This is a genomic window from Raineyella sp. (genome assembly GCF_034933565.1).
Lineage (GTDB): Bacteria > Actinomycetota > Actinomycetes > Propionibacteriales > Propionibacteriaceae > Raineyella.
Genome location: NZ_JAYFNG010000054.1, coordinates 1 through 2,207, shown reverse-complemented (window position 1 = coordinate 2,207; position 2,207 = coordinate 1). Strand labels below are relative to the sequence as shown.

Sequence of the window (2,207 nt, the reverse complement as noted above, 5' to 3'; positions counted from 1 at the left end):
CGATCGCCAGCAAGTCGGGCGTCGCGGCCTGCCCCTCCGTCATCACGGTCTTCTCCACCGGAACCAGTTCCGGCGGCGGCGCCTGGATCGTCCGCCCCGGCCGACGGGCACGGAACTGAGCCCTCCGGCGCTGACGCAGGGTGGCCAGCAGCCCGGCAGCGAGGACCCCACCCGCACCGGTGAGCCCGACCAGCAACCACGGGACCGGCGCCTCGGCGTCCTGATCGGTCGCCCCACTCGCCGGCGCCTTGTCCTTGGCCACATCCGTGGCCACGGTCGCCGAGGCAGACGGTGAGGGCGCCGCCGGGGCGCTGGATGGGGCGACTGGAACAGGGATAGCCCTCTCGGTCGCAGGCGACGTCTCGGCCACGGGTGTCGGGGTGAGGGTCGTGGGCGGAGCGGAGGCGTCTGGCGACGACGGCGAGATCCGGGATGACGGCTCGGCTCGTTCGGGTTCTGGGGAGGTGGGCAGGTCGGGCGTCGCCTCCGCAGCGGCCGGGATGAGCAGGTGCCAGCCGGGGAGGATGAGGTCCGGGTCGGTCAGGCGACGGCCGTCCGGCTGCGGAATCCCCCGAGTGGCCTCGAAGATCCGGGGCCACGCCTCGGCGTCGTCGAGGTGCTGCTGTGCGATCTCGCTCAGCGTGTCGCCCTTGACCACGGTGTATAGGGAATGCGCGTGGTCGCGCGTTGCCGTGGCCTGTCCGGCGGGCGCCAGCGCCACTGCGGGCAGTGTCAGCACCCAGCCCGGCCTGAGGAACTGCGCCTTGCCCCGCAGAAGATTGTTGTTGAGCTTGAGGATCTCGGGGTAGCGGCTCCCGGACCCCAGGTGGTGCTCAGCGATCGACCACAGAGTCTCACCTCGTTTGACCGTGTGAGTGACAGGTGCGGGGGCGGTCTCGACCAGCGCAACGGCTCTTGGCGTTCCCACGGACGCGGAGGGCGCGGGCGCCACACTCGCCGTCGCCGTGGCTACCGGGCTCGGGCTGCCCGGGACTGCGGATGCAGTCTCGATCCCCGTGGCCGGCACCGCGATGAACAGGAGCAGCGCTGCTGTCACGAGCCGGCGGGCCGGCGCCTGGGACCACTGGAGCCCCGGCAGCTTGGGCGGCTCCAGGCCTCGGAGCGCTGCGATTGCCTCCGTGAGGATCGTGACAGCGAGCAGTCCCCACACAACCCAGGCCGCGACTTTCAAGATCAGCACCGTCAGGTGGCCGTCATCCCGACTGGTGAGCGCCGCCCACCACCCGCCCAGGCCGGAAGGAGTCGGCCCCCACCCGAGGGCCAGCAGCACCGCAGGAAGCCCCACGAGGAGGGCAACGAGGGCGACGAAGGCAGCAAGACCGACCAGACGAGGGTGACGAGGCGGTGGGTTCATCGGGGAGCTCCGTTCACGACGCGCGACAGCAGGATGGTGGCGTCGCCGCTGACCGTCTTTGGCCCGATGCCTGCGGTTCCGAGGAACTTCGGCTGGTAGACGATGGTGACGTGCACCGACAGGGTGGTCGGTCCGGTGATGCTCACGCTGCCCTGGACGCCGGCGGCATGCAGGTAGGCCGTTGCGGCCGTTCGGGCGGCGGAGGTATCGATCTTTGGGGCTTGGCCGCGCATGATCTGGCTGGCTTGCACCTGGTTCGCGGCCGTTCGGCCGGCCTGCTGGGCGAGGTCGTGGGCGCGCTGCTGGGCGTTGACCTGCCCGGTGAGGTCGACGGTGATACCGATGACCATGGTGATCACGAGCGCGATCAACACCCCCCACACCGTGACCGAACCGCGCTCGTCGTGATGGCGCATCATCGCCCCCTGAACACATCGAGCGGACTCGTGACCGTCGCGCTGACGAGCCTGTCGGGCAGGCCGGGCAGTGCCAGTTCTGACAGCTCCACCGTGCAGTTCACCGTCGCGGCGACGCTGGCGGGGGTGCCCACCGGCTTGGCGAACCCGGAGGTGTCGAGGGTCACCGTCATCGACGCGCAGGTCAGCCCTTGGTTGGCCAGCGTGGCTCGTGCCGCCGCCACCGCCGACGTCTGGGCGGCGCCAGCAGTGCGGGCGATGGACGCCGCGCGTGGGGCGTCCGCGGCTGCCTGCTGGACGCTGCCGTGGGCCATGGCCACCCGCCCGCCGGCCACGGCGAACAGCAGCAGGAGCATGAGCGCCGGCACCAACAGGACCAGTTCGATCGCCGCGGAACCCCGCTCATCGGCGGCCGC

General features: G+C 71.2%; 3 protein-coding genes. All 3 read right to left on the bottom strand.

All coding sequences use genetic code 11. The annotated features are described in order from the left end of the window. The coding region (locus tag VB059_RS13785) for a LysM peptidoglycan-binding domain-containing protein (protein WP_323422550.1) at positions 1-1,375 on the bottom strand (1,375 nt) is incomplete at its 3' end. Then, entirely contained in the window at positions 1,372-1,791 is a 420-nt protein-coding gene (locus VB059_RS13780) for a TadE/TadG family type IV pilus assembly protein (protein WP_323422549.1), read from the bottom strand. The genes VB059_RS13780 and VB059_RS13785, both read right to left, overlap by 4 nt. After that, the coding region (locus tag VB059_RS13775; protein ID WP_323422548.1) for a TadE/TadG family type IV pilus assembly protein at positions 1,791-2,207 on the bottom strand (417 nt) is incomplete at its 5' end. The genes VB059_RS13780 and VB059_RS13775, both read right to left, overlap by 1 nt.

What these genes read in the sequence shown, in the direction of transcription:
- VB059_RS13780 (WP_323422549.1), bottom strand. Translation starts at nt 1,791, where the DNA reads ATGCGCCATCACGACGAGCGCGGTTCGGTCACGGTGTGGGGGGTGTTG.